This window comes from Listeria goaensis, from assembly GCF_900186125.1.
Lineage (GTDB): Bacteria > Bacillota > Bacilli > Lactobacillales > Listeriaceae > Listeria > Listeria goaensis.
This window is the reverse complement of record NZ_FYBQ01000003.1, coordinates 37,845-64,299: the sequence shown is the minus strand read 5'-3', so window position 1 is coordinate 64,299 and position 26,455 is coordinate 37,845. Positions and strand designations below refer to the sequence as shown.

Genomic DNA, 26,455 nt, shown 5'->3' with positions numbered 1-26,455 from the left:
GTAAAATGCGTTATGATACGTTGCTTTTTGATGTAGATGATACATTATTAGATTTTAAAAAGGCGGAAGATGATGCGCTTGTGAAACTGTTTGAAAGTGAAGGCGTTTCAGACGCGAAGGAGCTAACTTTGGTCTACAAGGAAATAAACGAGGCGCTTTGGAAGGCTTTTGAACGCGGGGAGATTTCACGCGATGAGGTGATTCAGACGCGTTTTGCTAAACTTTTCGCGACACAAAATAAGTCGGTTGACGGGATTCTGCTTGAGGCAAAATATCGCGGTTTTTTAGAGGAAGGGCACGAACAAATTGCGGGCGCCGCTGAATTAATTGCCCAGTTAGCGCCCGATTACGCGCTTTATGTCGTGACAAACGGTGTATCGAAAACGCAGTACCGAAGGTTGCGCGATTCTGGCCTAGATATTTTCTTCCAAAAAATCTTTGTCTCCGAGGACACGGGCTATCAGAAGCCAATGCTTGAGTTTTTTGACTACTGTTTTGCGCGCATTCCTGCTTTTGATAAAAAGAAAACGCTCCTAATTGGCGATTCGCTAAGCTCTGACATTCGCGGTGCACGTGTTTCGGGCATTGATAGTTGTTGGTTTAACCCGCACCGCGCGGTGTTTGACACGGAAACTACGCCAACTTACGAAATTCATTCACTTCCTGAGTTGCTAAATGTTTTAAGTTAGCTGGAAACCGTGGTAAGCTAGAGGCGGAGGTTAGACATGTTACGATTGCTAATAATACTTATGAGCACGGCGCTCCTTCTTACGGGCTGTGCCGATGTTGTGAATACAGTGAAAGTGAATAAGGACGGAACGGCTGATTTGAATTTTGATGTAACGCTTGGTACAACAGCGGGGCTTCTTGCGGGGCCGGCAATTAAGGAGCTGACACCGAAGCTTGAAGATGCGGGATTTACCATTAAAAAGCCGTCGCAAAATCAGTTTTCTATCCATAAAAAAATTGAAAAATCGGCTAAAAAAGTAGATTTTAAAGCGGAAGCCAAAAAATACGGTGTGAAATTTCAGGAAACAGATGGCTTTTTCATGAAAAAAATTCGTTTAGATGCCACACTGGATATCCCTAAAATTTTGCAGGAGCAACAATTAGGTGAGAAGGTGCCAACAGCGCTTTTATCGCAAGTTGACTACACGCTTGTTTTGGATTTCCCAATTGATACGATTGGCGCAAACAATGCGGACGAGAAAGACGGCGGGAAGCTCACGTGGCACATTCCATTAGAACAAAAGAATCAGCTTTATTTTGAAATTGAGATTCCAAATGTAAAAAACATTGCGATTACGGCGGGAATTGTTTTTATCCTGCTAATTGTTGGGATTGTACTACTTATTAAAAGACGTAAAAAACGGAAAATCAACTGATTTTCCGTTTTTATTGTTGCATATCCTCATAGCACGCGAGTTTGGCTTCGATTTTTTGAAAGGCGAGATCGAGTTCTTGTTGTTTCTTTTCAAGTTCTTTGCGGTGTTCTTTTAAAACGTTGATGCGGTCTTGGACGGTGTAGTTGCCTTTTTTTGTGAGTTCTACGATTTCTTTTTGTTTAGCAAGCGGCATGCCAGTTCGGCGTAAGCAAACAAGCAGGTCTAGCCAGTGCAAGGCTTCCTCATCGAAGACGCGATTATTGTTTTCATCGCGAAGTAAAAACGGGATTAGCCCGACACTCTCGTAGTAGCGAATGGTATGAGCGGATAGTCCGACTTGCTCGGACGCTTCTTTTATGGAAAGGGACATGGGAGGACTCCTTTTTTTACTAAAAGAATAGCACGTGAAAAATTTTTTTGCTAAATATTTGCCTTAAAGTATACTCGAAGGTGTAAGATGAAGTTGAATTTGATTTTAGGAGGCTAAATTTATGAGCTTAAAAGATACTGTAAAACTAGCGAACGGTGTGGAAATGCCGCGTCTTGGCTTTGGCGTTTGGCAAGTAAAAGACGGGGCGGAAGCTATGAATTCTGTGAAGTGGGCGATTGAAGCTGGCTGCATGAGTATTGATACGGCAGCGGCATACCGAAATGAGGAAGGCGTTGGTCAAGCAATTCGTGAGTCTGGCGTGCGGCGTGAGGATTTATTTGTGACGACGAAACTTTGGAATGCGGATCAAGGTTACGAAACGACACTTGCTGCGTTTGAAACGAGCCTTCAAAAACTGGGTCTTGATTATGTGGATTTATATTTGATTCACTGGCCGGTAGAAGGCAAGTTTAATGACACTTGGCGCGCGTTTGAAAAGCTCTATAAAGACGGAAAAGTCCGCGCAATTGGGGTGTGCAATTTCCATGAACATCATTTAGAAACGCTTCTTGAAACGGCCGAAGTTGTGCCAATGGTTAACCAAATTGAACTCCACCCGATTCTTTCTCAAAAACCACTTCGCGACTTCTGTGCCGAAAAGAATATCGTAGTAGAAGCTTGGTCCCCACTTGGCAGCGGAAAAATCTTAAGCAACCCAGAAATCAAAAAAATCGCTGAAAAATACGGCAAATCCGTGGCACAAGTCATCATTCGCTGGGATTTACAGCACGGCATCGTAACCATTCCAAAATCGGTGCACAAAGAACGTATTGTAGAAAACGCAGATGTGTTTGATTTCGAGTTGACAAAAGAAGACATGCAAGCAGTAGATGCGTTAAACCAAGATGAACGTACGGGTCCAGATCCAGATAATTTTAATTTTTAAATCGTTTTTTATGACACGCCACATTTGGCGTGTTTTTTTCTTGTCAATCCCCAAAATTGCTTTTGTAATTGGGAATGATTATCATAGAATAGAACCTTATTTCAAGTTTACAAGGAGGTAAAACCAATGGACTTCAAACTTTCTACTGAACTTACACAATTAAAAGAAGATGCGCGTCAATTTGCGGATACATATATACGACCGTTTGCTTCTGAATGGGACGAGGGAGCCTATTTCAGTCGCGAACTTTTTCAAAAAATGGGCGAGAAAGGCTATCTTGGCTTGCCATTTGCAAAAGAATACGGCGGGCGGGAGCTAGGGACGCTTGCTTATATGACGGTGGCAGAAGAGATTGCTAGAGCAAGCCTCGGGGTTGCGCTTAGTTATGTGGCGACGGTTTCAATTGGGACGGCGCCGATTGCGATGTACGGCACGGCCGAACAAAAAACAAAATTTTTGCGCCCACTTGCAGAAGGACGCGAGCTTGCGGCCTTCGGTTTAACCGAAAAAAATGCGGGATCTGATGCGGCAGGAGTGGAAACAACGGCGGAGCTCTCGGGCGACTATTTTGTCGTGAATGGTACGAAGCAGTGGATTACGAATGCGAGCTACGCGGCGGTTGTGACGATTGCGGCGATTACGGGGTATAAAGAAGATGGTGGGAAAATTATTTCTTCACTCATTGTACCGATGGATTTGCCGGGGATTACGGTGAGGCGGCCGTATGACAAGATGGGCGTGCGCGCTTCCGATACGGGCGAAATTCGCTTTGAAAACGTGAAAGTGCCTAAAGAAAACCTTTTGGGGGATAAAAACGCTGGAATGAAACAACTTTTAAACGTTTTAAATGGCGGGCGAATTTCAATTGCGGCGATTTCCGTTGGGCTGGCACAAGAAGCTTATGACAAAGCGATTCATCATGCGCAGGTGCGCGAACAATTTGGTGGACCGATTTCGCAGTTTGAGTCCGTCCAATTTAAACTTGCAGACATGGCGGTTGAGACAGAAGCGGCGCGGCTGCTCGTTCAAAAAGCGAGTTTCCTAAAAGATTCTGGTGCAGTTTTTATTAAAGAAGCGGCCTACGCGAAAGTATTTGCTTCGGAAACGGCGACAAGAAATGCAAACCGGGCGCTGCAAATTTTAGGCGGCACAGGTTATATGCGCGATGCTGGCGTCGAACGGCTGTTGCGTGATGCAAAAATTTTAGAAATTGGCGAGGGCACGTCTGAAATTCAGCGCCTCGTCATTGCACGACAACTTTTAAAAGAAGGAGCGAAATAAAATGGAAGAAATTAAAGCAACGATTACAGGCACACTTCATAGTTTTGAAAAACACGCGGGAGACGATGTGACAAAAGGCGAAACAATTGCTCAAATCGAGTCGATGAAAATGCTTATTCCAGTTGAGGCACCGAACACAGGAAAGCTGATTGAATGGTCCGTTACGGCGGGGGATTTTGTAAACGAAAACGACGATATCGGAATGCTTGATTAAGATGGCGCTCATTCAAATCGAACGCCCGTCAAAACATATTTTATTGTTTAAAATCAACCGGCCTGAAGCGGCGAACGCATTTTCAAACGAGCTACTCGAAACGTTTGAAGCGGCATTAAATGATTTAGGTGAGGCACGCGTGTTAATCATAACGGGTTCAGGTGCGAAGGCTTTTTCAGCGGGCGCCGATTTAAAAGAGCGAAAGAAGCTCACAGAAGACGAAGTGTGGCCGGCTGTTGCGCGTATCCGTTCCCTCGTCCAGCGTGTATCCGAACTTGAAATTCCCACAATTGCAGCGATTAACGGCGTGGCATTTGGCGGCGGACTCGAACTCGCACTTGCTTGTGATATTCGGGTGGCGCATGTTTCGGCCCAATTAGGCTTAACTGAAACGAGTTTAGGCGTCATTCCAGGCGCATTTGGCACCGTCCATTTAACGCGCATTGTTGGCGAAGCCGCTGCACTCGAAATGATTTTAAGTGCGAAGCGGATTACGGCAGAAGAAGCAAAACAAATTGGGCTTGTGACAGGCGTCTCGGATGATGCGCTGCGTGAGGCCACGCAAATTGCGGAAGCTATCTCAAACAATGCGCCACTTGCGGTCAAACGGGCTAAGGAAGTTGTGAATGCTGTGTCTGGGAACTTGACAGAGGCCTTTTTAGCAGAAGAAAAAGCGTACAAATCGCTCATTGCCACGGAGGACCGATTAGAGGGGCTTCGGGCGTTTAGTGAGAAGCGGGTGGCGCGATTTTTAGGGAGGTAGACAGGTGAATTTAGATGATAAAATCCGCTCTGGCGGTGCAGAAAAATACCATGCGGCGGCGAAAGCGAAAGGAAAATTGTTTGTCCGCGAACGCATTGCGCTTTTATTAGATGCGGATAGTGAATTTGTCGAGGACGCTTTATTTGCGAATTCCGAGGCGGACAATTTGCCAGCAGATGGTGTAGTCACAGGACTCGGTCAAGTTGATGGCAGGAAAGTAGCGATTATCGCGAATGATTCTACCGTGAAAGCTGGTTCTTGGGGGACAAAAACGGTTGAAAAAATAATTCGAATGCAAGAAACTGCCGAAAAACTTAGCATACCGCTATTTTACTTAATTGATTCAGCAGGCGCGCGAATTACTGACCAAGTCGAAATGTTCCCGGGAAGACGCGGAGCTGGGCGGATTTTTTATAACCAAGTGCAGTTGGCTGGAAAAATTCCGCAAATTTGTTTGCTGTTCGGACCTTCAGCAGCAGGCGGCGCCTATATTCCGGCGTTTTGCGATGTCGTCGTCATGGTCGAAGAAAACGCCTCAATGTACCTAGGCTCGCCGCGCATGGCCGAAAAAGTCATCGGCGAAAAAGTCACGCTCGAAGAAATGGGCGGCGCACGCATGCACTGCACCGTATCTGGTTGCGGGGACGTACTCGTTTCTTCTGAAAAAGAAGCGCTTTTCTTTGGACGCGACTACCTATCGTATTTAACATACGAAAAAGAAGGCCGCGAAAGCGCGAAAGACCTAACGGGCGTCATTCCCGAAAATGAAAACGCGCCGCTTAATATGTACCGAGTCATTGATGGTTTAATTGATGCGGAATCATTTTGTGAAATTAAAGCGCTGTTTGCCAAGGAAATCATTACGGGCTTCGCGCGCCTGGACGGGAAAACAATTGGGGTGGTGGCGAATCAGTCGCTCGTGAAAGGCGGCGTTTTGTTCCCAGATTCAGCCGACAAGGCGACCAAGTTCATTCAAATTTGTAACGCGTATCGCATTCCACTGCTCTTTTTAGCCGACGTACCCGGTTTTATGATTGGCTCACAAGTTGAAAAGGCAGGCATTATTCGAAACGGCGCCAAAATGATCGCCGCGGTAAGCGAAATCACCGTGCCGCTCATTTCAGTCATCGTCAGAAAAGCTTACGGGGCGGGACTTTACGCGATGGCAGGCCCTGGTTTTAACCCGGATGCGACATTGGCACTTCCGACAGCGCAAATTGCCGTGATGGGCCCAGATGCTGCCGTCAATGCGGTATACGCGGGCAAAATAGCGGAGCTTCCGGATGCTGAAAAGGCTCCTTTTATTCAGGAAAAAATAAAGGAATATGAGGCTGATGTTGATGTGTATAAGCTTTCGTCCGAGATGGTCGTGGACGATATTGTGACACCAGAAAGCTTGCGACAAGCGCTTATTTCAAGGTTTGCATTTTACGAATCGAAGCGCGAGACGAGCGCACATTTTAAAATTTATCCGATGTAGAGGTGGCGCAAAATGTTTGCAGGATACTATAAAAAAACGCGGGAGGAACGGCTCGCCATTCTTCGCGAATACGCTGGTTTGACGGACGAAGAACTCGCCGCTTTACAGGCAGAAGGCGCGCTCCCGTTCGAAACGGCGAATCACATGATTGAAAATATGATTGGCACCTTTCAAGTTCCACTCGGTCTTGGTTTAAACATGGTGATGAACGGCAAAGAATACGCCGTCCCAATGGCAACCGAAGAACCTTCGGTCATCGCCGCCATGAGTTCCGCTTCCAAATTGATAGCCCGCTCCGGTGGCATGGTCGCCACAAGTTCCGGCCGTCTGATGACAGGACAAATTGCCGTGTACGGTGTGCCCAATTTTGAGCGCGCGAAAATGGCTATCGCAGAACAGCAGGCGACGCTAATTGATGCGGCGAATGCGGCGTATCCTTCGCTTATAAAACGCGGCGGTGGCGCACGGGAAATTGTTGTCCGCGAGATTGAAACGGCGCAGGAAAAACTGCTCGTCGTCCATCTCTATGTGGAAACACGGGAAGCGATGGGGGCGAACATGATTAACACGATGGTCGAGGCGCTTGCACCGGAAATCGAACGCCTAACAAGCGGAACTGCCGAAATGAAAATATTATCGAACTTAACAGACATGGCGACGGCAACCGCCACTTGCACGATTCCCGCAAACCTCCTTTTAAGCAAAAATATGGGTGGTGAAGAGGTGCGTGACCGTATTGTGCGGGCTTTTGCGTTTAGTGATGCGGATATTTACAGGGCGGCGACCCACAACAAAGGCATTATGAACGGCGTAGACGCGATTTTGCTGGCGTTCGGCAATGACGTCCGCAGTATTTCCGCCGCCGCACACGCTTACGCTGCAAAAGACGGGCGCTACAGGCCGATGAGTAGCTGGGCTGTGAACGGAGCGGGCGACTTAGTCGGCGAACTGACACTCCCGATGCCGGTCGCAACGGTTGGCGGCTCCATCGCGATTTCGCCACTTGCTACTTTGGCACAAAAAATCGCCAAGGTGGAAAATGCCGAAGAGCTCGCGATGTTAGCTGTTTCTGTTGGGCTTGCTCAAAATTTAGCCGCCTTAAAAGCCTTAGTGACAGAAGGAATTCAGCGCGGCCACATGTCACTTCAAGCGAAATCAACGGCCATTTCTGCTGGCGCAACTGGCGCCGAAATTGACATGGTGGCTGAAAAAATGCTTGCGGCGGGGCAAATTAATTTAAGTTACGCGAAAAAAATAATCGAACAAAATGGTGGGACATAAATCTTAGCTGAATATGAAAACCAGGTAGAGAATCGAAAAAATGATTTTCTACCCGGTGGCGCCGATAGGGTATACTTTTTTTGCACTAAATATAGAAAAAACTACCTATCTGTAGAATTTATACAAGTAATGATGATACTATCAGCATTATAAAAATCATTTGACAGAAAAATATTATTTTAGTACGCTTAAAAAGCGTGTGGCTAGATTTTGTACTTGCGCTTCGCAAGTGTTGATTAAAAGGGTGGCAGTATTTGCAGCTTCTGCATCCCCTTCTCAAAATGATGTGCGGCCGTTGCATATGATTGTTCATTGCGTAATGAGTAGCCACACGCGATTAAATGACAGGAGATACATAGTGATATGAGCTTAGGAAAGATTAAAAATCGTAATGAATTAGCTAGATTACTAGAGGTACCTACAAAATTTTTAACTTATATTTTATATATAAAAAAAACAGATAATTTATACTCCAGAATTAATATATTAAAGAAAAATGGAGATGAGAGAATAATATATGCCCCCGAAAAGGAGCTTAAGAGTATTCAGAAAAAACTAGCTAGTATCTTATATCAGGAGCGCAAAGCCTATTTTGAAGGTAGAGGAATAACGCCGAATATTTCACATGGATTTGAACAAAAGAAAAGTATAATATCAAATGCACGTATACATTGTAATAAGCATGTTATTTTTAATCTGGATTTGGAAGATTTTTTTGGAAGCTTTCACTTTGGCAGGGTGAAAGGTTATTTTGAAAAAAATAACCAGTTTAAATTAGATAGTCAAATTGCTATTTTAATCGCTCAAATCGCTTGTTATAAAGGCTTCTTGCCCCAAGGTGCACCAACGTCTCCAATTATTACTAATATGATTTGTAGTATACTAGATTATCGATTGCTTAAGTTAGCCAAGCAGTTTAAGTTAGATTATACACGGTATGCGGATGATTTGACATTTTCAACCAATGATAAAAAATTTTTAGATAACAAAGATGTCTTCTATAAGAAAATAAATAGAGAAATTGAAAAAGCAGGATTTAAAATTAATTGTAAAAAGACAAGATTACAGTTTAAAGATTCTCATCAAGAGGTAACAGGGCTTACTGTGAACAAAAAAGTAAATGTGAAGAGGTTTTATTACAGACAAACTAGAGCGATGGCTCATCGCTTATATAAAACTGGAGAATTTGAAATTGATGGGAAAAGAGGGACTGTAGATCAATTAGAGGGACGTTTTTCATTTATGTATGAAGTTGCTTCTTATGGTTCTACTAAAAAGAACTATTGTTATAAAGAGTATAAGAAATTTATTTTCTATAAATATCTTTATATGAATGATAAGCCAGTAGTTATTACGGAAGGGAAGACAGATATCATATATTTAAAGGCAGCATTAAAGAACCTATATGAAGATTATCCAAGCCTAATTTCAAAACAAACAGATGGTACTTTTAAATTTAAAATAACATTTTTGAATCGAAAATCTGAACGACTCAAAAAATTACTAAACTTACAAAAAGATGGGGCAGATGGCATAAGGACGTTTATAAATGAACACTTTTTGTGCAAAAATCCTACAGCTAAATATTTTAAAAATATAGATGGTCCTTTATCCAAAAATGCTGTAATATGTATTTTCGATAATGAGATTGAAGATCAAGACAAACCGTTAAGGCACGTTTGGAATGGTTTTAAGAAGGATAGTAAAAGAAAGGAAGCATTAAAGAATAATCAAAATACTCATTGGGTGGATAATGTATATATTCTTACTAATCCATTAGTATCTGGGAAAAAGATATGTGAGATTGAAGATTTATTTGATGAGCAAACATTAAATCAACAAATAATGGGTAAGAAATTCGACAGAAGTGAAGAAAATCATAAGCATTTTTTTTCTATGTTTATTAACAAAAATTATAATGATATAGACTTCACCCAGTTTAAACCTATGTTAGATAATTTGGATAAAATAATTTATGATTACGGTAATTCAATGGATAAATGCCAATAAATTAGACACCCAAAGAAGAATTGTATAAAAAGCTTTTTTTCATCAAGTTAAGCAACAATTTATTTTATATTTTTCTATATTTAAGTTAATTTAAACTAACGGATTATGAAGATGGGAGCGGTTTGAATGGAGGAATGGTGGGAAAATTTAGAGTTGAGAGAGATGCAACAAAAATGTGACAATGCATTTGATAGTCAAGATGTTGAGCTATTAAGAAAAATGAGTAATAATTGTGTTGAAAAAGGACAAAATGATAAATTACATTCGTCAATAAGAGCAAGTTATTTATACTCTGGCGCAACAAGCCTATTGGGTATTTCTATTGAAGAATTACGAAAAGAAGATGAATTAGAAGAGATATATGAGCGATGTCTTTATTTAATGAGGACGGCCATAGATTTATGCAAAAAATCTTATAAAGACTTATTGGATAAAGATGAGGACGATCTTCAAAAAGCTTATTTAGATGGTTTGTTTTATCCTCTACATGTAAATTATGCTAATCTATTATCTCAAACAGGTAGATATGTTAAATCAATAAATACCCTTCAAAGTATTTCAAACGCTAAATTTCCCATGGCTGTTGGGAATTTAGCGCTAAAGATAGTTGATTATTCATATTTTGATAAGAGCCATCAAAAAATTATGTTATACGAAGCCTATCATTCTTTAAGTTTCGTTATCAAAAAAGATGTTAGTTTCCCTGAAAAAGAGTATGCTGGAAAAAATTTTGAGTTACTACACCAACGTATAGAGAATGATTTAGGATTAGACTATTTAAATAATAATTATGATTTAGATTCCTTTCTTGCTGTCGAAGAAGATACTTCGATAGACGAAACTAATTATAGAAAGTGGTTTAGTGACAATTGCTTAAGTTTAAATCAATTAAATGATATATACATGGAAAAAGAAGTGGCTTATGATCCCTTGCATTTACCATCTATGGTCACTAGTATTGAATTAGGATACATGCCTAAATATCATGGTATATTTAATCAAATTAAGCAAGAGTATGTTTCTGCACGTTTTTGGATTTATGAAGGATTAAATGAGAGTGAGACACATTATTCTGATAGACAAGTATATTTGATTAATACATTCGACTACCCGGTTTATGGAATCGGTATTGAAAAGATGAAAGCAGCGTATAGAGGAATTTACTCTATATTTGATAAAATAGCCTTTTTTCTAAATAAGTATCTTAATTTAGGAATCCCAGAACGCCAAATAAGTTTTCATACTCTTTGGTACCGAAAAGAAGGAAGAAAAGAGGTCAGAAGAGAGAATGTTGTTAAATTTATTGAAAAGAATTGGGGTTTAAATGGCCTATGGTGGATATATAAAGATTTAAAAAACAAAGTTGTGTATAAAGATAAGCATATTGATCCTGTTTTAAGAAAAATATCTAAGGTTAGAAATGCTATGGAACACAAATATCTTAAGATTTCTAATGATTTTTTTGACGTGCGTGAGTCAGATAGAGTCGATGATTTTGCTTATAATATAAGCTTTGATGATTTTGAAGATTTAACAATCGCTTTATTACAACTTACCAGAGAAGCAATCATCCAATTAACTATAATTGTACAACAAGAGGAAGATAATAAATATAATAATCGAGATCCTGATAAAACAATTGGGGAATTGTATTTATATTCATATGAAGATGAATGGAAACAAATTTGATAGTAAAGAACAAATTTCAAATTGGATTAATATCGAAAAGTAGGTACAAAAGAAGAATGGTTGTGCCATTCTTCTTTATCAAATTATAATTGCTAGCGGGCCATTAATAGAAAACCAGGACTCCAAAGAAAGTGCTAGTTGAGAATGCACAACTAAGGCTTGAAATTTCAGATGTTTTCAAATGGACATAAAAAACACCAATATGGGAAAGGGAGGAAACCATACTGGTGAAAAAGGGGGATAGAAAAACATCTATAAAAAGGGAGTGAAAATAGATATCTTTCATTTCATAAACTTAGTATATCGGCTGAACTTTAAAATAATCTAGGAATCCCATGAAAATAAAATAAGAGTATGAGATATCGTTTTAATTAGAAACTGTCAATTTAAGGTATACTCAAAATTTACATATGAAAGTGATGGCTTTTTGCCGTTTGTTTGTGTCAAATAAATGGTTTGGAAATTTGGAGGAAAAAGATATGATTATCGCCTATGTACGGGTAAGTTCATATGATCAAAATTTAGATCGGCAAATTGCTGAATTTAAAAAATTAGGTGCAGAGAAAATTTTCATTGAAAAGAAATCCGGCGCAGATTTCGTGAATCGGGTGGAATTTTAGAAAGCCCTGGATTTTGTCCGTGAAGGAGATCATTTTATGGTCGAAGATATTGATCGCCTTGGTAGGGATTACGACGAAATCTTAAAAACGGTTTCTCAATTGAAAGAAAAGTGGGATTACTTGTCACAAGTGTTCCTTTGCTAAGTGGACCACTCGGAGACCCCTTACTCGATCGTTTTGTCAAGGATTTAATTTTACAGCTCTTGGCCATGATAGCGGAAAGGGAACGTTTAGAAAGTAAACGACGCCAGGTGCAAGGCATTGCGATTGCGAAGGAAAAGGGAGTTTATAAAGGTCGGCCCGTTTTATATGCTGCCGATGCGAAGAATCCACAAAAACAGGCCGTGTATCATCAGATTGTACACATGTTAGAAGAAGGCTTGCCCATCCAACACATTGCGGAGAAAAATCGGGTCACAAGACCGACCATCTATCGAATTAAAGAAGACTTGGTCATGCTGCTTAGGGATGACCAGTCGAAATAACTTGCTTCAGAATAAAAGTAAGGCCACCATCCTTTAGATGGTGGCTATTAATTTGGTAATTGCATACCTTGTGCGAATCATTGTATACGTGTTCGAAAAACAGAAAATACTTTCTTTTGAACAGATATTCGTGTTATACTGAAGAAAAATGAGGAGATGAGAAAATGTCTGGACAAATTAGAATGAGCCCTACAGAATTACGGGATCGTGCAAAAACATATGGAACAAGCGCACGCGATATTGAACAGTTACTTCAACGTTTATCCCAAACGCAAGAACGGCTACGGAGTGAGTGGGAAGGACAAGCCTTTCAACGCTTTGACGATCAATTTAATCAGCTGAAACCAAAAGTGACGGAATTTGCGAACTTAATGGATCAAATTGAGCAACAATTATCACAAACTGCTAATGCTGTAGAAGAGAATGACGCAAATTTGTCACGTAATTTTGGTTTGAATTAAAAGCAAGGCTGTACAAGTTTTTCTCTTGCACAGCCTTTTTATCTAACTACTTCTTGATAGAAAGGAGAACTTCATGGAAAAAACAGATGAAATTTCATATAAAATACGTCAAAAGGAAGAACAAGTGGATATATACCAATCACAGATACAGCAATTAGAAGTAAAGTTAGAGAAATTATTTTATGCTAAAGATAAACAATTTAAAGTTTTAGATCGATTTTTAGAGTCTCAATATAAAAGAAAACGAAAATACCAAGAAGTATTGGAAATATCTAAGAATATACGATTTATGAGAAAACACTCCATGCGTGTATTAGATATAGTGCATGGTAATAGCGCACAACAAACAGAATGGAAGTTAGAGCAGTCTAAAAGGGAGATAGATGCTGAGATAAATCAAACACAGATAGAAATTGAACAAGCTCAATCAATGGTGGGACAACTCGAAGTTAACATTAATCAGCTGTATTATGAGCGTAGAAAATTGTCTATTTAGAAAGGTATGTGCCAATTATGACGTATAAGATAGGCTATGATATTGTTGTGAACGATGATAATTGTAGTGATGTTGGAAATGAATTCACAAAAATCGCTACAAGTTTTGAAGAAAAGTTGAAGAATTATTTAGATTCTTTAACTCGAGTTTTAGAGGGAGCTGTAAAATCCGGGGAGGTTGCTTCTAATTTGGAAGCGTTTCAATTGGAAGCTAAAACACTGGAAAATATTTTGGAAGGTATACATCAAGAAATAACAGAGACTTTAAAAACTTTTGTATCAGATATTGACACGGTGGATAATGACTTATATTAGAGGAGGGATAGGGATGGGTAATGCGATTGAAATAAATCCAACTGTACTTGAGGCTGAAATTACATATTTAAATTCTTTATTGACATCTAAGATTAAAATAACCCAAGAAGTATCTAGTAGTGGGCAAGCAGCTGACGGTGTCAAGTTATTACTAGACTACATAGCAACCTTAGAAAGTAGTTTAGATCATCTAATTAAAAATACAGCAGATTTTTTAGATAATGCGAAGGATTCATATATTGATGTAGATGAGGAAAGTGGTGCAATATTGAGCAAATTATTAGAAGGGACTAGCTAACCATGACAGGTATAATAAGAGATTTTTCTCAAACTTCTATTGATAAGATTGCTTCACTTGTCCAAAAAGAAGAGGATGATGGCCAATGGGGAATATGCGATTGGTTTGATGATACTTTCACTTCAGCGGGGGACATAAGAGATAGTTTAGATAATTTGGATAAATACCATCAAGAAGTAATTGATGATCAAAATATTGGGGTAGAAAAATTTGATGGTATACTTCAAGAGGTAGAGTCAGTAGATCAGAATTATGCAAGTAGATTTTATAATCTGCAAGATAAATTAGAAGGGTTTAATGATAAGCTAACGACTATTGCTAATATGATTACACCAGCTGTTATGACTACATCAGTACGAAACTTCACTCAAATTACAAATAGTGCAAATAAAGCATTTGATAGTATTTTAAAAGCTACAGATACTAATATTACTAATTTAGAGTCTTCTATAGAGGAAGTATTAGAGGAAGAGGCTGGTTTTTGGCAGAAACTCGGAAGCGGTGCTTTGGGAATAGGGGTATCGGTAGTACAAGATGTAGTTGGACCAGTATTAACAGTAGGAGAAGATGTGCTCCATGAATACGGCATTGGAGATGGACATTTTTGGGAAGATAACTTAGAATACTTGGATGAAGCGATATTAGAAAACTGGGGTTGGGTAGATGACAAATGGTACTATGGAGGGCGAGCGATAGGTGATGCGGTTTGCTTTGTAGCTGGAGCAATAGCTATTGTTGGTGGAGTCGTTACAATAATAGGAGGTTTCACAGTAACAGTTGCTGGTGTAGGGGTCTCTGCAACAGGTGTAGGGGCACTTGTAGGCGTACCAGCTATTGCAGTATCTTGGGCAGCGGTTGTAGAAGGAGCAGTGCTGGTAACAGCTGGTGCTGCAATGATGGGTTCTGCAAGCGGGAACATAGGTGATAATTGGAGTAAAATGCAGTCCTCAGAAGGGAATGGTTCCACAAGCCAGTCTGCTGGTCATGATGCAGCTAATAAAAGAGAATCCTTGCTTGATAGCGCTTCTAATGAAAAATTAAAAAATACAATAGATCAAATGTACCGACCAGGAGCTTCAACTGGGGACGGTGGTTTAGCTGATGCTGTCAGGCATGAACTATCTACAGGAGAGCTTGTCGGTGGGAAATCACATTTAACAAAAGCGACGGAGCGTATTAGGAATTTAGAGAACATCATAGCTAAACAGGATTTAGATGCTGATGACTTGAAATTAGCAACTGACTTATTGAATGACTTAAAGAATGCAGTGGGAGGAAATTAATTATGACAAGTGAAGAATTAAATAAACGTTTAATTGAGCAATTTCCAAAATTAGAAGGCGCTTATACGGAAGAAGTGAGCTGGCAGGAGGGAGATCATACAGGTTCTCATACTGTGTATGGGGATGTGTTTACTCCATATATTAGAAATAGTATTGAAAATAAAGAGTCTGGGGAAATTGCTACTGTTTTTTCTTATATAGAAGATACTTTAAATTTGGAAGACGACTATGCTGACGAAGTAATTTCATTTAGTGTTTTGGAAAGTATTGCAGAGTTGTTAAAAGATGAGCAATGGGTTGGAGAATTTGTCAAAGATAGAACAAAGAAAGTCTTAATTGAAATAGGATAAAATTTGAAGGAGATGAAAAAATGACTTTTATTAAAGGAATGGATGAGCAACTTAATAGTACCCCAGACATTAGTAAGACCTATCTACCACTAGGATCAGTAGTTTTGTTAAAGAATGGGCAGAAAGAATTGATGATTTATGGTAGGAAACAACGTGATACAAAAACAAATGAAATATATGATTACTCTGGCTGCTTACATCCAGAGGGTTATATTGGTAAAGAGTATACTATTGTTTTCAACCATAAAAGTATTGAGAAGGTTATTTTTGAAGGCTATAAAAATGATAATGATAAAAAATGGATAGAAATTATGAATAAGGACACTAATAATAGCTAGTTAGAAAATGTGATTCGATAACTGGAACGTATCATTCAAGCAATCCCAGAAGAATCCCAATTCATTGCACGAAAGGCAAACTATGCAAAAAAAAACGGATTTAACGCGATTATCGCCTTTTCAAGCTAGTCAAACGGCACGAGCCAATAACTTGCCCTGCCAGCAGCGTTTAAACGACAATACTAAGAATCCAGGGCAGATACATCCGTTATTGCCTTTGATATAGGTAAACTAAAGATAGAATAGCAAAGAGCCCTAGAAATGAATTCAAGGCTCTTTGTTAGATAAACGTCAATAAAGTAGACAGTAAAATAGCTAATATCATGAGGATGCATGGGAAAAATAGTGTTCCTTTTCGTCCGGTGTAAGCATGTCATTAAAACCTGTGGTCGTTTCGAATTATAAAATCCCTCAATATATTCAAAACAAGCTAACTGTACCTCCTCAAGTGTTTGAAAAATCCGTCGATTTAGCTCTTCAGTTCGAGAATGGTTTTCGAAGATATTAAGTACCAGTTAAGTGATAACAAAGCGGTGGCGGTTGAGGCACTGGACAAACAGGCGGATAAAGTTGTGGCCAATTTAGGTATTCTTATTGGCCAACTAAAACGAGGCAGCATCGAAGTATAGAAAGTACAAGCAAGGAGATTAAGTCTTCTCGGCTCCTATGTTAAGAATATGGAGGAAACATTGTAATTTTCCAATTAATTCTTTTAGGACTAGGTAGATATCCAAATATCTAATTTTCCAACTTGAGCGGCACGAGCTTGTCTTAGTGAACTATCTTCAGTCAGTGATATGCTCTCTGAAACGCTATGTACTTCTGTTACATTTAACTGTTCTTGATTGTTTGTTTCAGCATTGGCAAGAGGAAGAGCTAGAGTAAAGGTTAGTGTGCTTGCTAAAATCATTGTAAGTATTTTTCCCATACTATTGCATAATATTTAAAAGGATTATGTCAAATGTTGCATAAAAAATTTGAAAAATGGAGTATTTATATGATAGAAGTCAACTTTAAGAAAAATATTGAAGCGTTAAAAATGGACTACCACTTTACAGATAAAGACTTCTTAGAACATTTTGGATTAAGAGAGGATCAGTTACTACAAACAGATACTCAGGGAGCAAGTCCTGTTTTAGTAGATAAAAGTATCGATTTAACATACGCTTATAAACATATATTAGCTGATGAACGTTTGACTCACTTAATCGATATTTTAATTCAAGTGGCTCATTTCTCTACTAAAACTATTGCAGCATATGGTCACATTTCAGAAGATGAATTAAAAGCATACATAGAAGAACCTTCATCTTTAGATTCAGAAAAAAAATTTGTATGTTGTGCTTATTTATCATTGTTAGAGCGGACTATTTCTGAAAACTACCCTATTATTTAAAAAACTTAAATATCTGGTTCATCATGAAAAGAGTGGAGCAGAGGCGGCAAGAAAAGTAGAGAAAAATACTTATAAAAATGTAATTGCATAACCTATCTTAACGGAAGTAGCAAAAATAAAAAGCGGTCTTACTATACGGTAAGGCCGTTTTTTATACACTGGCTGAAAATGGACTTTTTTATTTTGACAAAAGTGCCTTTTTTGGCCGTCAAAGGTAGCTATTCTTCAACAAAAACCGGGCAGAAAATCATTTTTTCGATTGTCTGCCTGGCTTTCATGTTCAGTTAAGATTTGTCCTAGCGCTCTTGTAAAATTTCCGCAACGACGGGGTAGTGGTCGGACGCAAAAAGCCCGTCAAATGTTTTCGTCACAACATAAAATTGCCTAATACGAAATTGCTTTGTGAAAATAAAATCGATTTCTTCGTGAACTTTTTCATCGGTAGAAAAGCCATTAAATGTGGCCTGCGTATTATTTTCACCAGCATTTTGGAAGGATGCATTCAAAATTTGAAAGGCTTCAGATTCGCGGGTGGAGTTAAAATCGCCAAGCAAAACAAGTTGGGCATCTTGCGGTAACCGCTCTTGAAGCAGTTTGGCGGAATATGTACGCGCTTCTGCGGATATGTGATCAAAATGTGTGTTAAAAATATAAAAGCTGTCGCCTGTTTGTGTATCTAGTAATTTCACCCAAATGCAAGTGCGTTTAAAAGCGGCATCTTTATAAGCGGACGGAATTTGTTCGGTTTCAGATAGCCAAAAATGGCCCGTATCAAGCAAATCAAACCGCGCTTTCAAGTAGAAAATACTAATGGCCTCGCCCGTCTGCCCGCCGTCACGAAACAGGCTATAATGCGCATACGGCGACTCCACATTTAAATCCCGCAACTGATGCGGCACAAGTTCTTGCGCGCCAAAAACATCAAACGCTTCTTCGCGAATAATCTGCCGAATCAGTGGCAATCTAACGGACCAAGCAATATCCCCCGTTTTTTCAACATCACAACAAAGATTAAAACTGGCTACCTTCATACAACTCGCCTCCATAAATTGGTTTCGCTTTCATTGTATCGTTTTTTTTGAAAATAAAAAGTGTTTTGCTTAGCAAGAGGAAGAATATGTAAAAACGATCTATTTTCAATATCTTGTCACACCTAACCAGTTATAAACACATTATGATTATAAGAGCACTGCAAACTTTGCTCATTAGACCTCTTGCTTTGGAATACTCATAAATTCATTCTAATTATCATTTTTTTATAAAAATTCGGATGAAAAATTGTCATTCAATGATATGCTCAGAAAGCAATTTAACTTACATAATGGGGGACCGAGAAATGAAAAAATTTTTATTTATTTTACTTTTACTGCCTGTCTTATTAGTCAGTATAGTAAAAGTGAATGTAGTTGAAGCAGCGGATTGGACAAACATAATAAAAAATAGGAATTATATCTATGTATGCTGTTACACAGTACCCCGATAATAATAAACTTGGAATTCCCAATTATGCTTATGTTAATGCTGCTATAATATTAAGCATTTAAATCTTTATGAAATGGATTCAATGAATTTAGCTACAGGTGACTTTATGTATAAAGCACCTCAAAACCATCTAAATAACCAAGGCTATGAACATCTTGCAAAGATATGGCTTAAAAAGTGCGTAGTATCTATCAAGAGATAATACATTTTACACGACAACATATTTTGGGAAGTGATATTGTAGATAGAAATAAAAAAATATGGATAAAATGTTACAGTTTTAGTAAATAACTTTTCAAAAATAATAAAGTAGGGTATAGTAAAGTCAACGATAATAATTATATTAGTAATAATATATAGGAGTGTTGACGTATGGCTACAAAAAGTTTTTATACTGAATTTAAGTTAAATACGAAGGCCGGTAATAAACTTGCTAATGCTGTTGACCATTCTCGGAGAGTTAATGTTGACGTAAAGCAACCTGTGAAAATCGTTAAGGATAAGAGTGAATTAAATAATATAATGGACGAGTTTTTTTTTAAAACTAAGGGACAATAAAATATGGGGCTGAATTTAATCAATTTGTATGATTTATTAAGTACGCAAGAAGAAGAGAAAGTAAAAGAGTTACTTTCTTCTTTTTCTTGTAATAATCAATCAAAAGGTGCTAATGATGTTGAATATTTCCTACATAACAAAGCAATTGAATTCGAAAAGGTAGGTTTGTCAAAAACATACTTAGTAATGTCAACTTATAGGCAGGTTCCATTTATTGCAGGCTATTTTTCACTATCCTCAAAATCTTTGGTTATTCCGAAAAAGCATTATCAGAAGTTAAATATCTCTATGAAAAAAAGGTTGATGAGTTTTGGGGCTAAATCTGATTTAGAAAACTATCAGACTACAGGTTTTTTACTAGGGCAATTAGGTAAGAATTGCTCTACGATAGCTCAGAAGGCAGAATCGGTTACTGGAGAAGAATTATTAGCTTTAGTGTATAAGACTGTAAAGCAAATACATATGCTTGTTGGGGGCAGAATTTTGTACCTAGAATGTGAAAACAATCCGAAAATAATTCAATTTTATATCAAGAATGGTTTTGCATTACTAAATGAATATGAAACACCAAATGGATTATCTGTTTTTGTGAAAAAAATTGAACACATATTTTAAGCTAATGATTTAATCAATGGAAAACAATGCTCCGAAAAACTTATTATGAATAAATTTGGTTGACCTCTCATTTTATGAGTGGTCTTTATTTATTCGGGAAATAGACACATCTATACATATTTCTGAATAGTACATTAAGCGCAGAGGGGAGTTAAAATGAATCGAATTGATATGGGCGAGGTGTGTTATTTTCTCAAAATATTAAAACAAACGAACGCTAATGCACGAGCGATGAAATGTTTGAAAAATTTAATATACCAACATTGGATAAAGCGGTACTGGAAGAGTGAAAATATTTGAAGGGAAAACATGACTATGATGAATTAACAACAGAAGGAGATGTTTGAATTGCCAAAAAGTGAAGGATATGAAAATATTAAGAATGAGTTAAAGTTTAAGCTAAAGAATTACTTTGGAATAAAATAGAGGATTTTGTGATTTCGGGACAAACAGACATTCCGTACACTATGTTTCATATGGAATTTGAAATGTATAATTATTTTTATAGTGCCTTAAACTTTGACTGTGGGAGTTTTGGATGTCCATTGCTAATGGAGAGCTAGCCATAGGACTTGAGAATAGCCGGAAATGGTATGATAGAGCCGATTTAGATGTTTTGTGTCAAGAGCTTTAAGAAGATTTAGAGTCCCGAATACAAGATGAATTCTTGCGAAGAAAAGGCTGGCTATAATAATATGTCAGTATTCGTTGAATCATGTAATAAGGCATAAATTTGGAAGCTCCTGCTCTTTTTTGAGTGGGGGCTTCTTGTATAACACTGTATGATGTTTCAGACCTGAATCCAAATTTTCTACTCAAACAACAAAAAACGGGTTTCAGAAAAATTCTTCTAATCCTGAAACCCGTTCTAGTTTTATGATGCGGCCGAGAGGACTTGAACCTCCACGAGCTAATGCCCACTAGGCCCTCAACCTAGCGCGTCTGCCGATTCCGCCACGACCGCGTAATTTGTACCAACAAAAAGTATTATAGTATTCTTTTAGCGGTTTTGTCAACGATTATAAGTGATTTTGTATAAATATTTTTCTTGCAAAAAAAACGTTAAAAGCATATAGTAAAAGAGGCGATGGAGTTCGCTATTATTGCGTTTTGCGCTGATGACTCCTGTTGAAAGAAACATAGTTGGCTATGTTTTTTTCAACAGGAGTTTTTGATTGGAGGAATGAATATGTATTTTTTATATGTTGGCATCTTTAGCGCGCTAGGCGGCATGACGCGTTATGGGATTAGTTTACTTATAGGTGGAAATGCGTTTCCCGCCGCGACACTCACGGTGAATTTGGTGGGGTGTTTTCTGCTTGCGGTTGTGACGCAGGCGGTTGCGACGAATCCGAAAGTGCGGCCGGAGCTAGTAGCGGGGCTCGGAACTGGGTTTATCGGGGCGTTCACCACATTTTCAAGCTTTAGCGTGGAAAATATCCAGCTACTCCAGTCAGGGCACATAAGTATCGCTGCTCTCTACATCGGAATCAGCTTGCTCGGTGGCCTTGCCTTCGCGAAACTCGGTTACTTCTTTTCTGCAAAGTGGGTGGGACGACATGCTTAACTTTTTGCTTGTGGGCATTGGCGCGGCTTTTGGCGGGATGACACGTTACGGGATCTCGGTTTGGATGAAAAATAAGTGGAAAACCGATTTTCCGTGGGCAACCTTCCTCATCAATCTTTCAGGTTCTTTTCTGCTAGGCCTACTCATCTCGAGCCAGCTTTCTGATATGTGGCAGCTCCTTATCGGAACTGGATTTATGGGTGGCTATACAACATTTTCGACTTTTAAAGTGGAATGCACGGAGCTTCTCTTGCAAAAAAGAACGGGAATTTTATCGGCCTATATGATTTTATCGTACGCGTTAGGAATTTCATGTGCTGGATTAGGCTTTTTTGTAGGCAGTCTATAAGAATTGTTTAAGAAATCCGCTTGGACTTGTTAAAAAGGCTGTAGCCATGCTATGCTAAGGACAACAAGTAAGTGAAAGGATAGACAATGAAAAAATTTATTTCAATTTTGATGATGAGTCTTTTTCTTCTTACAGCATGTTCGAACAATGATGCTGTCAATTATTTAGTCCTAGATGGAAGTATAACAGATGCGAGTGAAATAACGAGTAGGAACCAAATTACGGCTTCGGGAATACTAACTTGGCAAGGTGCAGCGGAAAATGATTCGTCTAATGTTGTCTTTACTTTTAATAGTTCAACTTCTATTGTGAATGAGTCAGGCAAGACAATGGAATCTACTGACCTCCAAAAGGGCACTAAATTTCAAGCTGTCTTTCCAGAAGACGTTAAGTTAGTTGCTCCGTCTCCGGGAACAATATCTGCTCCAGCAACAAAAATAATCGTAAAAGACTAAACGGATTACGCAAAATCTAGTTATTAACAAATGATGAAAATTTTATTTGTTATTGACTAGATTTTTTTGTATTCGATTGTGTTAGTTATAAAATTGTGGTAGATTAAAATAGTACATAGTATACATACAGGAGGATTTTTTTTATGAAAAAAGGGTTAGTTTTATCAATTATGTTAGTTTTAATGTTAGTACTTACAGCTTGTGGGCAAACGCCGCAAGAGAAATTTGCTGACACGTATTCAAAAGCGCTTGACGTTCCAGATCAATATACTCAAAAAATGTCATTTAAAATTGATAATTTAGAGTCAGATGATATTTATGGTAGTGAAGCATCCACAATTGAAATGCTTAAGAAAATGCAGCTCGATGCAACAACATCTATCGATAAAAAAGCAGAAAAATCTTATGTGGCATTCAATCTTAGCTCAGATGGTGCGCTTAATTTTGACCTTGAAGTGGACGTTTTGATGAACGACAAAACAGGGGAAGCTTATATTCCATTAGATACAATCGTTAATCCAGACGATAATTTAAAGACGTTGCTTGATCAACAAACTGGCGGGGTTTTTTCTAAAATTAATCAAACTTATCCAGATTTGAAAAACAAATACATTAGTACATCTGAACTTTCTGAAACATTAGGGGAGACAGGTGACAAAACGACTAAATCGTCTGAATCAGTTACAAAAGCGATGGAAGATTTACAAAAGAAATTGAATAAAATTATCACAGACTACTTAAACGGTATGGACGAAAATCGTTTTACAGAAGATGATAATGGTAATATCACAACGACTTTAACTAAAAAAGATTTCGTTAACTTAATGAAGGACTTTGAAAAAGCACTTGGCGAAGATAGCGTGAAAAAAGATGTTAAAGCGATTGCTGAATCGCAAGGAAGTGTAACGGATTTTGACGAAGAATATGAAGATTTTCGTTTAGATTTAGCAGATACAATCAAAGATATGCAAAAAGAAAAAAATATTAAAGTTAGCCTGAAAATGTCGATGAAACCAGGTAAAGATGATAAATTTGAATCGATGACAATGAAAATTAATGCAGAAGATACAGAAAGCAACACGAAACTAGGCGGCACATTTAAAATCGAAAATGTTGCTTTCAAAAAGATTCCTGCATTCCCGAAAGATGATGAAATTGTAAGCACAGATGAGCTTCAAAAAATCATTCAAACCGTGATGATCCAAAGCATGTACGGCGACAAAGATTTATCAGATTCTAATTTTTAAAAGCGATAAAGAACAGCTGGGAAGCTGTTCTTTTTTGCGTTCTATGGTATGATAGGAACAGAAAACGATGGACAGGTGAAAAAAATGAAAGTCAAAAAGCACACGAAAAATGCCGAAGAGACAATCGCTCTGGCAAAAAAAATCGGTCAAAATGTAGATACTTCGTTCGTTATTTTGCTTGAAGGCGATTTAGGCGCTGGAAAGACTACCTTTACAAAAGGACTTGCTGAAGGGCTAGGTATTACACAGCTCGTGAAAAGTCCAACCTTTACTATAATTCGTGAATATACGAGCGGGCGCTTACCGCTTTATCATATGGATGTTTACCGTTTAGAAGAAGCATCGCCTGATGAACTTGGTTTTGACGAATATTTTTTAGGCGATGGTGTAAGCGTCGTTGAATGGGCGCACTATATCGCAGAAACCTTACCTAGCGAGTATTTGAAAATTACGATTTCACGGGTTTCAGATGATGAGCGAAACTTGGAATTTGAGGCAGTTGGTACACGTTACAAGACTTTCTTGACGGAGGTTTTAGAATGATATTAGGGATTGATACAGCGACAGATACGATGAGTATTGCACTTTTAGCAGAAGGGCAAATCATTGGGGAAATGACGACAAATTTGAAAAAGAATCATAGCGTAAGACTTCTTCCGGCCATTCAGGAGCTAATGCAAGAATGTGGCGTGGCGGTAAGCGATGTAACAAAAATTGCTGTTTCTAAAGGCCCGGGGTCTTATACAGGGCTTCGAATTGGGGTCACGGTAGCCAAGACGCTGGCATGGGATTTGAATATTCCTATCGTAGGCATTTCGTCTCTTCAAATTTTAGCCAAAAGTGGGATGTACTTCCCGGGGAAAATTGTGGCGCTGATGGATGCGCGGCGCGAGAACGTTTATGCGGGCGTCTACCGTCAAAGTGATGCGCTCGAAAATTTGCTCCCCGACCAGCATATTGCGCTAACCGAATTGCTCGCAAACTTTAGCGGGACGACTGAAAAAATTCTATTTATCGGTGCAATCCCGCCGAATTTGCAAGACCGAATTGCGGGCGAACTCGGGCAACATGCAGTGTTTGCTAGCGCCGACACAAATTTTGCGCGGGCAGCTAGTCTTGTCGCGCTCGCTCAACACGAAAGCGGCACGGAGGCAACGAATTTCACGCCTGACTATTTGAAACTTGCCGAAGCCGAAAGCAAGTGGCTCGAAGCGAGGAAGAAAGCATGATTTCTTTTGAAAAAGCAACGCAAGAAGATATCGAAGCGCTGCTCCAAATTGAGCATGCTGTATTCAGTTCCCCGTGGTCGCGTGAAGCCTTTTTAAATGAATTCACAATCAACCAATTTGCCCATTATTTACTAGCCGTTTTAGACGGGCGAATCATTGGCTACGGTGGCGTTTGGCTCGTACTTGACGAGGGGCATATTACGAATGTCGCTATTCATCCCGACTTCCAAGGGCAAAAATACGGCGAGGCGCTACTAAAAGCGCTGTTAGATTTAGCAAAGCAGAACGGTGTCATAAACATGACGCTTGAAGTGCGCGTATCCAATACGCGGGCGCAAAATTTATATCGGAAATTTAATTTTCAAAACGGCGCAATTCGCAAACGTTACTATCCAGATAACGACGAAGATGCGCTTGTAATGTGGGTGAATTTATCATGACGAAAAATGAAACGATTATTTTAGGCATTGAATCAAGCTGCGATGAAACGGCTGCTGCCATCGTAAAAGGCGGCACGGAAATTTTATCGAACGTCGTTGCCTCCCAAATTGAGAGCCATAAACGCTTTGGCGGCGTCGTACCTGAAATTGCCTCGAGGCACCACGTCGAACAAATTACCATTGTAATCGAAGAGGCGTTAAATCAGGCGAATGTCACGTTAGATGACGTAGACGGGATTGCCGTAACAGAAGGACCTGGTCTTGTGGGAGCGCTACTCATTGGGGTGAACGCCGCTAAAACGCTAGCTTTTTCGCACCAAAAACCGCTCATTCCCGTGCATCACATCGCCGGCCATATTTACGCGAACCGCTTTGAAACCGAGATGCAGTTTCCGCTGCTTGCGCTTGTCGTAAGCGGAGGACACACAGAGCTTGTTTTGATGAAAGAACATAATGATTTTGAGATTATCGGAGAAACGCGCGATGACGCAGCTGGTGAGGCATACGATAAAGTGGCGAGAACGCTTGGTTTGCCTTATCCTGGCGGAGTCCAGATCGACCATCTAGCGAGAGAAGGGGAAGACACATTCCACTTTCCACGTGCGATGATGGACGATGGCAGCTACGATTTTAGTTTCAGTGGCTTAAAATCTGCGTTTATTAATTTGCTCCATAATATGCGCCAAAAAAACTTAGAACCAAGTCCTGCTGATCTAGCAGCTAGCTTCCAGGCGAGCGTTGTCGACGTCTTAGTCACCAAAACAATTGCTGCTGCAAAAGAATACGGCGTTAAACAATTGCTTCTTGCAGGCGGTGTTGCGGCAAACCAAGGCTTACGCGAACGAATGATTCAAGAAGCAGAACTTGAAATTCCAGCCGTCCAATTGGTCATCCCGCCGCTTTCACTTTGCGGAGACAATGCCGCCATGATTGCAGCAGCAGGAACGGTAGCCTACGAAGAAGGCAAATTCGGCAACTTAGCCTTAAATGCCAAACCCGGTTTGTTATTTGAAGAAGTTTAAAAAAGCTAGGACGAATTTTCGTCCTAGCTTT

Annotated in this window: 32 protein-coding genes, 1 tRNA gene, 1 pseudogene and 1 riboswitch; of the genes and pseudogenes, 29 read left to right on the top strand and 5 right to left on the bottom strand. The window is 39.2% G+C overall.

Going from position 1 to position 26,455, the window contains the following annotated elements:
* The first annotated feature begins 5 nt into the window (after positions 1-5).
* Positions 6-689: a YjjG family noncanonical pyrimidine nucleotidase gene (locus tag CFT42_RS04975; protein ID WP_088815551.1), complete on the top strand. Its 684-nt coding sequence runs from the start codon at positions 6-8 to the stop codon at positions 687-689.
* Between the two features lie 36 nt (positions 690-725).
* Positions 726-1,385 carry a DUF3153 domain-containing protein gene (locus tag CFT42_RS04970; protein ID WP_088815550.1) on the top strand — a complete coding sequence of 220 codons (660 nt, stop codon included), beginning with the start codon at positions 726-728 and terminating at the stop codon, positions 1,383-1,385.
* Positions 1,386-1,395: 10 nt separating this feature from the next.
* Here the strand turns inward: CFT42_RS04970 and CFT42_RS04965 are convergent, their stop codons facing one another.
* Complete coding sequence (locus CFT42_RS04965; RefSeq protein ID WP_088810545.1) at positions 1,396-1,755, bottom strand: MerR family transcriptional regulator; 360 nt, start codon at positions 1,753-1,755, stop codon at positions 1,396-1,398.
* Positions 1,756-1,876: 121 nt separating this feature from the next.
* Here CFT42_RS04965 and CFT42_RS04960 point away from each other — a divergent pair, with 121 nt between their 5' ends.
* The 16 genes and pseudogenes from CFT42_RS04960 (at position 1,877) to CFT42_RS04885 (ending at position 16,064) form a co-directional block, all read left to right on the top strand.
* Entirely contained in the window at positions 1,877-2,701 is an 825-nt protein-coding gene (locus CFT42_RS04960; protein ID WP_088815549.1) for an aldo/keto reductase, read from the top strand.
* A gap of 126 nt (positions 2,702-2,827) precedes the next feature.
* Entirely contained in the window at positions 2,828-3,982 is a 1,155-nt protein-coding gene (locus CFT42_RS04955; protein WP_088810543.1) for an acyl-CoA dehydrogenase family protein, read from the top strand.
* Between the two features lies 1 nt (position 3,983).
* Positions 3,984-4,196: an acyl-CoA carboxylase biotin carboxyl carrier protein subunit gene (locus CFT42_RS04950; RefSeq protein WP_088815548.1), complete on the top strand. Its 213-nt coding sequence runs from the start codon at positions 3,984-3,986 to the stop codon at positions 4,194-4,196.
* Position 4,197: 1 nt separating this feature from the next.
* Complete coding sequence (locus tag CFT42_RS04945; RefSeq protein ID WP_088815729.1) at positions 4,198-4,959, top strand: enoyl-CoA hydratase-related protein; 762 nt, start codon at positions 4,198-4,200, stop codon at positions 4,957-4,959.
* A 4-nt stretch (positions 4,960-4,963) separates the two neighbouring features.
* Complete coding sequence (locus tag CFT42_RS04940; RefSeq protein WP_088815547.1) at positions 4,964-6,439, top strand: acyl-CoA carboxylase subunit beta; 1,476 nt, start codon at positions 4,964-4,966, stop codon at positions 6,437-6,439.
* 12 nt (positions 6,440-6,451) lie between these two features.
* Positions 6,452-7,720: a hydroxymethylglutaryl-CoA reductase, degradative gene (locus tag CFT42_RS04935; RefSeq protein ID WP_088815546.1), complete on the top strand. Its 1,269-nt coding sequence runs from the start codon at positions 6,452-6,454 to the stop codon at positions 7,718-7,720.
* A gap of 363 nt (positions 7,721-8,083) precedes the next feature.
* Positions 8,084-9,730 carry a retron Ec67 family RNA-directed DNA polymerase/endonuclease gene (locus tag CFT42_RS04930; protein WP_088815545.1) on the top strand — a complete coding sequence of 549 codons (1,647 nt, stop codon included), beginning with the start codon at positions 8,084-8,086 and terminating at the stop codon, positions 9,728-9,730.
* A 126-nt stretch (positions 9,731-9,856) separates the two neighbouring features.
* Positions 9,857-11,419, top strand: a complete 1,563-nt coding sequence (locus CFT42_RS04925; RefSeq protein ID WP_088815544.1) for an LA2681 family HEPN domain-containing protein — start codon at positions 9,857-9,859, stop codon at positions 11,417-11,419.
* A gap of 479 nt (positions 11,420-11,898) precedes the next feature.
* A pseudogene (locus tag CFT42_RS04920) lies at positions 11,899-12,524 on the top strand (recombinase family protein).
* 164 nt (positions 12,525-12,688) lie between these two features.
* Positions 12,689-12,985 carry a WXG100 family type VII secretion target gene (locus tag CFT42_RS04915; protein ID WP_088815543.1) on the top strand — a complete coding sequence of 99 codons (297 nt, stop codon included), beginning with the start codon at positions 12,689-12,691 and terminating at the stop codon, positions 12,983-12,985.
* 73 nt (positions 12,986-13,058) lie between these two features.
* On the top strand, positions 13,059-13,481 hold the full coding sequence (locus CFT42_RS04910; protein WP_088815542.1) for a hypothetical protein: 423 nt from the start codon (positions 13,059-13,061) through the stop codon (positions 13,479-13,481).
* A 17-nt stretch (positions 13,482-13,498) separates the two neighbouring features.
* Positions 13,499-13,795, top strand: coding sequence for a hypothetical protein (locus CFT42_RS04905; RefSeq protein ID WP_088815541.1), 297 nt, complete (start codon positions 13,499-13,501; stop codon positions 13,793-13,795).
* Between the two features lie 13 nt (positions 13,796-13,808).
* Positions 13,809-14,093 (top strand): hypothetical protein, encoded by a 285-nt coding sequence (locus tag CFT42_RS04900; protein ID WP_088815540.1) that lies wholly within the window; start codon positions 13,809-13,811, stop codon positions 14,091-14,093.
* A gap of 2 nt (positions 14,094-14,095) precedes the next feature.
* A complete protein-coding gene (locus tag CFT42_RS04895; RefSeq protein ID WP_088815539.1) occupies positions 14,096-15,376 on the top strand; it encodes a hypothetical protein in 1,281 nt (426 codons plus the stop codon).
* A 2-nt stretch (positions 15,377-15,378) separates the two neighbouring features.
* Entirely contained in the window at positions 15,379-15,726 is a 348-nt protein-coding gene (locus CFT42_RS04890; protein ID WP_088815538.1) for a DUF7674 family protein, read from the top strand.
* Between the two features lie 20 nt (positions 15,727-15,746).
* Positions 15,747-16,064, top strand: coding sequence for a DUF4176 domain-containing protein (locus CFT42_RS04885; protein WP_244169931.1), 318 nt, complete (start codon positions 15,747-15,749; stop codon positions 16,062-16,064).
* A 182-nt stretch (positions 16,065-16,246) separates the two neighbouring features.
* On the opposite strand, the gene CFT42_RS15105 is transcribed toward CFT42_RS04885, so the two are convergent.
* Positions 16,247-16,525, bottom strand: coding sequence for an IS3 family transposase (locus CFT42_RS15105; RefSeq protein ID WP_369821471.1), 279 nt, complete (start codon positions 16,523-16,525; stop codon positions 16,247-16,249).
* A 257-nt stretch (positions 16,526-16,782) separates the two neighbouring features.
* Complete coding sequence (locus tag CFT42_RS04875) at positions 16,783-16,974, bottom strand: hypothetical protein (protein ID WP_088815537.1); 192 nt, start codon at positions 16,972-16,974, stop codon at positions 16,783-16,785.
* A gap of 87 nt (positions 16,975-17,061) precedes the next feature.
* Between CFT42_RS04875 and CFT42_RS04870 the strand changes: the two genes are divergently transcribed.
* Positions 17,062-17,460 (top strand): HTH domain-containing protein, encoded by a 399-nt coding sequence (locus CFT42_RS04870; protein ID WP_088815725.1) that lies wholly within the window; start codon positions 17,062-17,064, stop codon positions 17,458-17,460.
* A 296-nt stretch (positions 17,461-17,756) separates the two neighbouring features.
* Here CFT42_RS04870 and CFT42_RS04865 read toward each other — a convergent pair whose 3' ends face one another.
* The gene (locus tag CFT42_RS04865; RefSeq protein WP_088815536.1) at positions 17,757-18,491 is read right to left on the bottom strand and encodes an endonuclease/exonuclease/phosphatase family protein; all 735 of its coding nucleotides are present in this window, start codon (positions 18,489-18,491) and stop codon (positions 17,757-17,759) included.
* Positions 18,492-19,314: 823 nt separating this feature from the next.
* On the opposite strand from CFT42_RS04865, the gene CFT42_RS04860 reads away from it, so the two are divergent.
* The gene (locus CFT42_RS04860; protein WP_088815535.1) at positions 19,315-19,500 is read left to right on the top strand and encodes a hypothetical protein; all 186 of its coding nucleotides are present in this window, start codon (positions 19,315-19,317) and stop codon (positions 19,498-19,500) included.
* Positions 19,501-19,503: 3 nt separating this feature from the next.
* Complete coding sequence (locus CFT42_RS04855; RefSeq protein ID WP_088815534.1) at positions 19,504-20,115, top strand: GNAT family acetyltransferase; 612 nt, start codon at positions 19,504-19,506, stop codon at positions 20,113-20,115.
* Positions 20,116-20,995: 880 nt separating this feature from the next.
* Here CFT42_RS04855 and CFT42_RS04850 read toward each other — a convergent pair.
* A tRNA-Leu gene (locus CFT42_RS04850) sits at positions 20,996-21,079 on the bottom strand.
* A gap of 110 nt (positions 21,080-21,189) precedes the next feature.
* Positions 21,190-21,250: riboswitch (Fluoride riboswitch) on the top strand.
* Positions 21,251-21,304: 54 nt separating this feature from the next.
* Here CFT42_RS04850 and CFT42_RS04845 point away from each other — a divergent pair.
* From CFT42_RS04845 to tsaD, 8 genes are all read left to right on the top strand, one after another.
* Entirely contained in the window at positions 21,305-21,682 is a 378-nt protein-coding gene (locus tag CFT42_RS04845) for a CrcB family protein (RefSeq protein WP_088810537.1), read from the top strand.
* Positions 21,675-22,031: a fluoride efflux transporter CrcB gene (crcB, locus tag CFT42_RS04840; RefSeq protein WP_088815533.1), complete on the top strand. Its 357-nt coding sequence runs from the start codon at positions 21,675-21,677 to the stop codon at positions 22,029-22,031. The genes CFT42_RS04845 and crcB overlap by 8 nt, the downstream gene beginning before the upstream one ends.
* Before the next feature lie 86 nt (positions 22,032-22,117).
* Entirely contained in the window at positions 22,118-22,486 is a 369-nt protein-coding gene (locus CFT42_RS04835) for a hypothetical protein (protein WP_088810535.1), read from the top strand.
* A 143-nt stretch (positions 22,487-22,629) separates the two neighbouring features.
* Positions 22,630-23,733 carry an Lmo2079 family surface lipoprotein gene (locus CFT42_RS04830; RefSeq protein ID WP_088810534.1) on the top strand — a complete coding sequence of 368 codons (1,104 nt, stop codon included), beginning with the start codon at positions 22,630-22,632 and terminating at the stop codon, positions 23,731-23,733.
* An 84-nt stretch (positions 23,734-23,817) separates the two neighbouring features.
* On the top strand, positions 23,818-24,276 hold the full coding sequence (gene tsaE / locus CFT42_RS04825; RefSeq protein ID WP_088810619.1) for a tRNA (adenosine(37)-N6)-threonylcarbamoyltransferase complex ATPase subunit type 1 TsaE: 459 nt from the start codon (positions 23,818-23,820) through the stop codon (positions 24,274-24,276).
* Positions 24,273-24,962 (top strand): tRNA (adenosine(37)-N6)-threonylcarbamoyltransferase complex dimerization subunit type 1 TsaB, encoded by a 690-nt coding sequence (gene tsaB / locus CFT42_RS04820; RefSeq protein ID WP_088815532.1) that lies wholly within the window; start codon positions 24,273-24,275, stop codon positions 24,960-24,962. Before tsaE ends, tsaB begins: the two co-directional genes overlap by 4 nt.
* On the top strand, positions 24,959-25,402 hold the full coding sequence (gene rimI / locus CFT42_RS04815; RefSeq protein ID WP_088810532.1) for a ribosomal protein S18-alanine N-acetyltransferase: 444 nt from the start codon (positions 24,959-24,961) through the stop codon (positions 25,400-25,402). The genes tsaB and rimI overlap by 4 nt, the downstream gene beginning before the upstream one ends.
* Positions 25,399-26,424 carry a tRNA (adenosine(37)-N6)-threonylcarbamoyltransferase complex transferase subunit TsaD gene (gene tsaD, locus CFT42_RS04810; RefSeq protein WP_088810531.1) on the top strand — a complete coding sequence of 342 codons (1,026 nt, stop codon included), beginning with the start codon at positions 25,399-25,401 and terminating at the stop codon, positions 26,422-26,424. The genes rimI and tsaD overlap by 4 nt, the downstream gene beginning before the upstream one ends.
* Positions 26,425-26,455 lie beyond the last annotated feature (31 nt).